Below are 7,943 nucleotides of genomic sequence, written 5' to 3' on the forward strand. Positions count from 1 at the left end.
TGATGACAGTATACAGGTCAATTCAGAGACAGGCAAGTAAATCAGTATTTTGATAATTTATGAGGTCAACAACAATATTTTTCAATGAGGATATTTTATTGTTGTTTAAAAAACAAAACAAAACAAAACATTTCATTATAAACTAAATTCGTAAACGCCAAATAGTAAGTACCTGTCCAAAATCATCCTGTGTGAGATAATAGACTCATCACTATAAAGTCCAAATAGTTCAGTATTCAACTTTTTAGACGTAAGCGCAACAGCAACACAATCCGTCGAATTATTTTGCGCTTACGATTATAGAGAGATTTCTTCAGGAAATGGCTAATGCACGGTATAGGAACACCGTCCTCAAAAGTACAAAACATATCCTGACACTTTACTATATTTTCCTGGATATGCATTCTTTCAGCAGGACCGAAGAAAACCTGTGGTTATGGTTCGAACATGTAAAACCTTTTTTGGGTGCCGGATGGAAACTACTTACCTACGTCATATTTTGATGCACTTACGAATAAAATCTCCAAATCTTCAGGTTTATTTTACATGATTTTGAATATTTATATCCTCTGAAATATTCCCCCTCTAAGTTACTGCAAATTTTTATATTTTAATCATCTACATAGAAGTGGAGAGACATCATTATAGCTTAGTATCATAAACCAAAGTTTTATTAACAGTTGCTTAGGTTAGTTTACAAGGAACTACACGCAGACCACGAAACGGGGGCTGCTGACAACAAATAAAGGCTGAGTATTAAGCACCGGAAAAGTGCGAGATATTCAGCCTGTTTTGTTGTCTGGGGTTTCCAAAGGGGCTTCCCCTTTGGCACACGACTTTGCTTGCAAAGTGTAGTGTGTTATACCTGCTGGCGTGGCTGACGGGGGAAACGGGGTGCGGTGCTTTTTGCGCCCTACTTGCTCCGGCAGGAAAACAGGCTGACTTTTTGTGAATGGGAATGAACAAAAAATTGGGCTGGTTTCAGAGAACGGCGGCAGATATATGAAGCCCCGTCCTTCGTCCTACGCCCGACTTGTGGACAAAATGTCCCGAAGTTGTGGCCACACTTCTGGAAAAGTAGCAGGACAGCGGGCAACCGTCAAAGCTGAAATGAACGAGTTTACATCCGGCCTTGACCGCCGCTCGCCGTCCCGCTGAATGGGTGGACAAGGCGGCCAATCCCTCAAAGTGCTTGGCCGCTCTCTTTCTGATTTTGGAGTGTCTCAAAATTGAAATGGGCGGGAAGCCATTTTAGGGCTTTCCCGCCTTGATTGCTCATCAGCAAAGACAGGCGTGCTGTCAACGGCGGCGCATGAAATGCGCCGTTCATCTTGACCGTTGACTGGCTCGGTTGGCTTTGCTATTTTTATTGAATCGCATATTGGTAAATTGCGTTGATATGTACTTGGGTTGTATTTACAATTGGAACATTAACATCTTCGGATTTTATGGCAAGTGGCAACTCAGTACAGCCAAGAATGAGTGCATCTACATTTTCTTTTGCAATATATTTATTTGCCAGTGCAATCATTTTCTCTTTATCGCTTGGAATTACTATACCATTCTCTAAATTGGGGTATATCAGTTTCCCTAATAGAGATATTTCTGCGTTAGATGGGATAACCGCTTTTATCCCGTTTGCTGTTAATGCTTTTTCATAAAGACCGCTACGCAAAGTTGATTCTGTTCCAAAGATAAGTGCTTTTTTGAAACGAAGCCGCTTAAGTTCCTTAATGGTTTCCTCGACAATGCTGATTACAGGTAGCGGGAAATTATTGCATATTCTATCCCACACAATATGTTCTGTATTTGCGGTAATAGCAGCAATCTCTGCACCAGCCGCTTTCAAATTGGAGAGACTGGAAAGTAAATATTCTCCTAAAACTGAATAGTCACTATTTTCGAGCGCCACATCATGTTTAAGCATATTTACACTATCAATCACAATTTCTGGATATATGCTGTTATTTTGTTCATTCAAACTTTTTTGTATAAGTCCCAAATAATACTCTACTGTTGAAGCGGGGCCAATCCCTCCGACAAGTCCTATTTTTTTCATTAAGTTACCTCTAATATTGCATAGATTATTTATTGGTTTGCTCCATCATCTTTTTTGCCAACTGCTGGAATAGTTCGGCAGTTTCGTCGTCCATCGGCGCAAGCTGCCCGATCTGTCCGGTAATCATCGCTGTTATATCATCAACGGAAATTGTGTTTTGTTTCTGCTCCGCCAATGCGTTCCGCATGGTCTGAAACATAGCGGCGGTTACAGCTTCCCCCGGCTGTTCTCTGTTTTCCATGTCTTTCTTAATATCCCGCAGGATGGCAAGGAACACGCTCTTGATTTTCTCAATCTCAGCTTCATGCTCCCCCATCTTCTGTGCGTTCAATAGCTGTAAATCCTGCTTTGCTTCTGTCCTGTGTTCCGGGTGTTCTTTCATCAGGTCGGACAGGGAAGCCGTCGCTATCTCGATAAGCTGGTTTCGTGCCATTATCCCCTTTGCCGCCGTATCTTGAAAATAAATCCGTATCAAATCTATCAGCTTCGGAAAGTTTCTGTGTTCCAGAAGGCGGTTAAGGATTTGCACATCGACTGCGCCCGTCACAAGCCCCCTCACGGCTCCCTCGGATAAGCCCAGTTCAGAAATATCATAGCTTTTACGGACGCTTACAGTGGATAAGCCCAGTATGTAGTCTGTTGATACCTTAAATTCTTTTGCCACACCTATAAGAATATCACTGCTGACCGTTCTCGTTTCGCCGCTGACAATCCGGCTCAACTGGGAAGCGGAAACGCCTATCTTCTCCGCAAGTTCCTTTTGTGTGATGTGGTTTCCGTTACATAAATCGGAAATCCGCTGTCCGGGTGTTCCGGGTAAAGCCATAGACACGCACCTCCTCCGCATATCTCCATTATACAGCAAAATTGCAAAAATACAATTTTCAAAGTGTAAACTTCATCAAAATGCAATTCTCGCAAAATTTCGGGGATTGCATTTTTTTCGTGTAGACTTAGGGTAGTTCATCGATGGACAGCACCTTGAAAACAGAATGACCGTCCGAAAAGGAATATCCGGCGGGGGAAGCACCGTAAGGAGCCGACTTCGGGACAAAATGTCCAGAGGTGGCTTCGGGACAAAATGTCCCGAAGTTATGGGGAGCGTGCCAACGCCGGAACACTCCGCAGGAATGGGGCAGGAAGCCTTTTCGGGGAGAACGGCAACGGAGAACAAATGGAGGGACGCATGATAGAAAATCCATATAAACGACTGCCGCCCATAGAGCGCAGGCAGGACGGTTCCCTTTACCGCATGACACCGGCACAGAGGAAACAGGCAAACGCCCTGATCCGCAGGGAGTGCTGCTGTTATGAGGACGGGAACTGTATGCTCCTTGACGCTGGGGACACCCACACCTGCCCGCAGATGATTTCTTTCTCGGTCTGCTGTAAATGGTTTCGGTGGGCGGTCTTGCCCCTTGCCGGGACGCTGGAAGCGGAAATTTACCGGGGCAGGGATTTGAAACGCTGTGCGGTCTGCGGCGGCGTGTTCGTCCCCAAATCCAACTGGGGGAAATACTGCCCCGACTGCGCCGCCAGAGTTCACAGACGGCAGAAAACAGAAAGTGAACGGAAAAGGAGGTCTGCTGTGGACAGTTAGGGGCTGAAAAGTCCTTGATTTACAAGGCTTTACAAGCACAGAACAGGGGTAGGCAATAGAAACTACCGTCTGCCCCCGGAAACAGGCTTCTAACCGTCCACAAAACACGATATGACAAACACCATTTATATCCATCAGCCGGAAAAGACGGTCAGCTTTACCCGGCTTCCCAATTTCCTTTTTGAAGCCCCCACATTCACGCCACTGTCCAACGAAGCAAAGGTACTGTATGCCTTTATCCTGCGCCGGACAGACCTATCCCGAAAAAACGGCTGGGCAGATGAATACGGGCGGATTTACCTCTACTATCCCATCAACGAGGTAGTGGAGCTGCTCCACTGCGGACGGCAGAAAGCCGTCAACACCCTGCGGGAGTTGCAGTATGCGGAGTTGATTGACATTAGGAAACAGGGCTGTGGAAAACCCAACCGCATTTACCCAAAATCCTACGAAGCGGTTCCAAACACCGACTTCAAGAAATCCGGTTATGGAACGCCGGAGGACTGAAAACCGCACTCATAGAGTACGATAATCAATCCTCTTGAAGTACGAAAACCGGACGGTATATAGTGTTATTCAGCAAATTAAACGCTGCCCTTTCCGTCAGATTAAAACAGGTCTTTTTGAGTGTCTGATCATGGTATGAAGCATATAGTTTTGGGGATTTTCGGCACACTATTTTATGAGTAAAAACCATCATGCAGATTATTTTACATGATGGTTTCTAAAGCTATCCGAGTTCGCAGTCATTGATTGCCTGCATAACGGCATCGGCGGTTATGATATTTAAATTTGAGCTGTTTCCAACCAACAGACTTGCATTGCACAGTTTGTTGATCATACGTGGAGTCCCATTCGCAGCATTGAGGATCGCTTCAAGTGTGTTATCTTCAAATACCGTTTGGGTGCATCCGGCACCATTCAGTTTGGCAGTAACATAAGAATGCCCTTCTGCTTTTGTCATGCCTTCCAGGTTATAATTCATGACAATTCTCTGGCGGAAAGGTTCGTGGATGCTTAGGCGCAGGGTACTGTTGAGCTGTGGCAGGCCACAGAGGAGGACAACCGCCCGGTCTTTGGAATCCATTTCGAAGTTGAACAGCATTTTTAAGTCATTGAGCACAGCGTTTCCGATATAGTTTGCTTCATCTATGATGATGACAGGCGTCTGTCGTTTTTCAAGTACCAGACGGTTGATCTCATCCTGGATGATCTTGAAGTTATCGGTCTTGCGGAATGCAGGCTGGGCTCCAAGTTCCTCGGCCAGATTCCGGTAAAAATCATTTACCGTCAGGGTGGAAAGACTGGAATAAACTACTTTATAAAGGGAAGTGTTCAGTCCACAAGCCCAGTTCCTGACAGCGGTGGTCTTTCCCCTTCCGGCACTTCCGGTCAGGAGTCCGAAGCCTTTTGTGGTAAGCAGGTAGTTCAGACGGAACAGAACCTCCTTGTATTCCTGTGTTTCTACAAGGACTTCCTTTGAATTCTTTAGGAAAGGATTGAATTCCAGTCCGTATCTTGCAGTGTAATCCATGATCATTCATCTCCTTTGCATAAGCGTACTTTTTCTCTTTTTATCAATGCGTTTTCGGTTTTGTTGAGAAGCCGGATCGGTGCCAGTGTCCCGTCAGCTTCCACAATGAAGATTTCTTTCATATCCGGGGAATAGCGCAGGCGGATACGCTGCCGTGCAAAACGATAATCAACTTCGTATTCGACCTGGTCGATGACGATCACACTGTCAGCAGATACCCGGCGTTCGATCTCCAGAAGGAAATTTTGGCGGATGTCTTCCTCAGAAAGCCTGCGGATCTGCTTCTGGTTCCGAGAAGAAACGGTCCTGTGGGGAACATCCACGGAGGGAAGAATGGGGGGATTGGTTGTATTGCTGGACAAAAGCATACAGACTGCCCCTCAGCTCTTCCAGTGAATGGAAATCCCGCATGTCAAGGGCTGCCATCCACTGGTCCTTCATTGTCCGGAACCAGCGTTCGATCTTGGCTTTTCCGGTGGGCGTATAGGGCTGGCAGTAGCTGAGTGTTGTGCCGATTCTTGCGGCAAGGAGTTCCATCTGTCTGTTTTTATAAGATTTACCATTGTCAAAGTTGAAGACTTTTGGGCGCCCATACTTTGCTATGGCTGATCTCATGACCGACATCAGGCTGATAAAGTTATCATGATAGAACACATCAATTCCGGTAATGAACCGGCTGGCATCATCGATCAGGGCAATGATATAGACCCGGTGTTTTTTGCCATCCAGATCTGTAAGGCGGGGACCGACACTGCTGTCCCCGCACCAGACTTCATTGATATGGGGGCGCTCATAGCGGCGCATATCCTTGTTTGGTGTCTGCCGGAGTTCCAATTGAAGCCGGTTCACAAAGCGGCTGACGGTGGATTCGGATACCTGTCCGTTTATTACAGAGCCATCGGATTTCAGCTGCCTGTAAATAGCGGCCGCAGACATGCGCGGATAGTTGGTCTTGAAATACCGGATCCTTTCCTGGAGTTCTTCGTCAAGCTTGCGGCTCATGCCGGCATCTGACCGTCCTTTCGGGACGAGACCTTCAAAACCATGGTTCTGATAGTCCAGATACCATTTTTCAATGGTAGCGGGAGCATAATGATGGAGCTTCCCATCGGGGCCCAGGAGTCCTTTTGCAGAGATTTCTGTGTAAAAAGCGGTCTTGCTAGGATAACGTTCATCAAGACCAGCAATAATAGGTGCGATGGCACCATAGCGCATCAGTGCGATTTCCTGTTGTTTTTCCTGTTTCATAAGTTTCATCTGCCTCCTTTTTCTAAAGTATAAGGGATAAACCAGGATCTGTCGTGTAAGGTTATGTTGGCAGAACAAAAAGTTTATTGGAGACGGATTTAATCTGCATGAACTGTCTGGAAAAGAAGGAAAAGCACGCAGAGATCAGGCTGGGGAGGTCAAGGAGGTGGAGCATCATGGAGAGCAGCCGCTGTTTCCAATGCAGCCGGTAGTTCCGGATTATGGATTTCAGGTTGTTTTCATCCACGAGGTATTGTTCTGCCAGTATGTTTTGGAATCCGGTGTCATGTTCATAAGCCTGGATCAGACGGACGTGCAGAACCAGAGGGATCTGTGAATAAGGGACCATAGAGGAAAGGAACAGTGCGTGGGTATGCCCACAGACTTTGCAGTACACACGAACGACTGAAAGAGAGAGGATCCTGTCAGTAAGCTGGATCTTGCGTCTGTAAGAGCCATAACGGATGAGACAGCCGGAGTGGCCACAGATACAGGAAATAAGGTTAAGATCAAGAGAATCTATCGTTTTATTGTAAAAATCCTGAGAAATAAGGTTGTAATTTTCTGTTTTAATTGTTATCATAGGTATGTATAAATGTAGCGTAAGCTATATTTGGGTGAAAGCAGGAATCAAACTTTGGTCGGAGAGATTTCTGCTTTTTTATTTCATGGTTACAAAACTATATGATAACACCAGAGGTCTCAGGATAAAACAATCTGATGGAAAATACGTCAGATTCCCTTATGCCAAGACCTCTTTTATTATGCCTTAAAAGCGAAAAAATAGTTTGTTATAGTGTGCCTGATAATAGTCAAGGGACGGTCATTGTCAATGACGCTGCCGACTTTACGGGAATGAACGGCTGCTATCTGTATCAAGGACGGGATGTGAAGCCCAGCAAGAAGAACGACTTGAAAGACCAAATGCTGGTACTGGCTCCCCATGAGGGCATTGTTCCCTCCGACATCTGGCTGACCTGCCGTAAGAAGCTGATGAACAACATGAAAATCCAGTCTGCCCGAAAAGCTACCCATACATGGCTCGCGGGAAAAATCAAATGCGGGAATTGCGGGTATGCGCTTATGAGCATTAACAATCCTGTGGGAAAGCAATATCTCCGCTGCACAAAACGGCTGGACAATAAAAGCTGTGCCGGGTGCGGGAAAATCATCACTTCGGAGCTGGAAGCGGTTGTTTATCAGCAGATGGTAAAGAAGCTGGCAAGCTACAAGACGCTGACAGGCAGAAAGAAAGCAGCAAAGGCAAACCCGAAAATGCAGCACTGCAAGTGGAGCTTGCCCATGTGGACAGCGAGATTGAAAAGCTGGTGGACAGCCTGACGGGTGCAAAGGGATTGTCAAGTTTTTTGTGTAAGTTTTTGAAAAAATATTTTGGGGAGGGAATCCTCCCCAGTCTTATACTTGGGCACTCTTTTGAGTTAATTTGTTAAAGCATCTTTCACAAGACCTTCCATTTCGTCGTTTAATTCACGGGCTTCCTG

At 45.8% G+C, this 7,943-nt stretch carries 6 protein-coding genes and 2 pseudogenes; 4 read left to right on the forward strand and 4 right to left on the reverse strand.

What is annotated here, in order from left to right; translation table 11 throughout:
• Positions 1–1,366: 1,366 nt before the first annotated feature.
• Positions 1,367–2,059, reverse strand: a complete 693-nt coding sequence (locus NSA57_RS18875; RefSeq protein WP_257465777.1) for an aspartate/glutamate racemase family protein — start codon at positions 2,057–2,059, stop codon at positions 1,367–1,369.
• 25 nt (positions 2,060–2,084) lie between these two features.
• Positions 2,085–2,885 carry a helix-turn-helix domain-containing protein gene (locus NSA57_RS18880; protein WP_257465778.1) on the reverse strand — a complete coding sequence of 267 codons (801 nt, stop codon included), beginning with the start codon at positions 2,883–2,885 and terminating at the stop codon, positions 2,085–2,087.
• A gap of 360 nt (positions 2,886–3,245) precedes the next feature.
• On the opposite strand from NSA57_RS18880, the gene NSA57_RS18885 reads away from it, so the two are divergent.
• On the forward strand, positions 3,246–3,659 hold the full coding sequence (locus tag NSA57_RS18885) for a cysteine-rich VLP domain-containing protein (protein WP_306814162.1): 414 nt from the start codon (positions 3,246–3,248) through the stop codon (positions 3,657–3,659).
• 111 nt (positions 3,660–3,770) lie between these two features.
• Positions 3,771–4,166, forward strand: a complete 396-nt coding sequence (locus tag NSA57_RS18890; protein ID WP_257465780.1) for a replication initiator protein A — start codon at positions 3,771–3,773, stop codon at positions 4,164–4,166.
• A 223-nt stretch (positions 4,167–4,389) separates the two neighbouring features.
• Here the strand turns inward: NSA57_RS18890 and NSA57_RS18895 are convergent, their stop codons facing one another.
• Together NSA57_RS18895 and NSA57_RS18905 are read right to left on the reverse strand one after the other, a co-directional pair.
• The gene (locus NSA57_RS18895; protein WP_257465781.1) at positions 4,390–5,193 is read right to left on the reverse strand and encodes an ExeA family protein; all 804 of its coding nucleotides are present in this window, start codon (positions 5,191–5,193) and stop codon (positions 4,390–4,392) included.
• Between the two features lie 2 nt (positions 5,194–5,195).
• Positions 5,196–6,450 (reverse strand): annotated as a pseudogene (locus tag NSA57_RS18905) (DDE-type integrase/transposase/recombinase).
• 157 nt (positions 6,451–6,607) lie between these two features.
• Between NSA57_RS18905 and NSA57_RS18910 the strand changes: the two are divergent.
• Together NSA57_RS18910 and NSA57_RS18915 are read left to right on the forward strand one after the other, a co-directional pair.
• Positions 6,608–6,778 carry a hypothetical protein gene (locus NSA57_RS18910; RefSeq protein ID WP_257465783.1) on the forward strand — a complete coding sequence of 57 codons (171 nt, stop codon included), beginning with the start codon at positions 6,608–6,610 and terminating at the stop codon, positions 6,776–6,778.
• A 473-nt stretch (positions 6,779–7,251) separates the two neighbouring features.
• Positions 7,252–7,799 (forward strand): annotated as a pseudogene (locus tag NSA57_RS18915) (recombinase zinc beta ribbon domain-containing protein); the annotation flags it as partial.
• Positions 7,800–7,943 lie beyond the last annotated feature (144 nt).

It is taken from the genome of Blautia caecimuris (assembly GCF_024622975.1).
Classification (GTDB): domain Bacteria; phylum Bacillota; class Clostridia; order Lachnospirales; family Lachnospiraceae; genus Blautia_A; species Blautia_A caecimuris.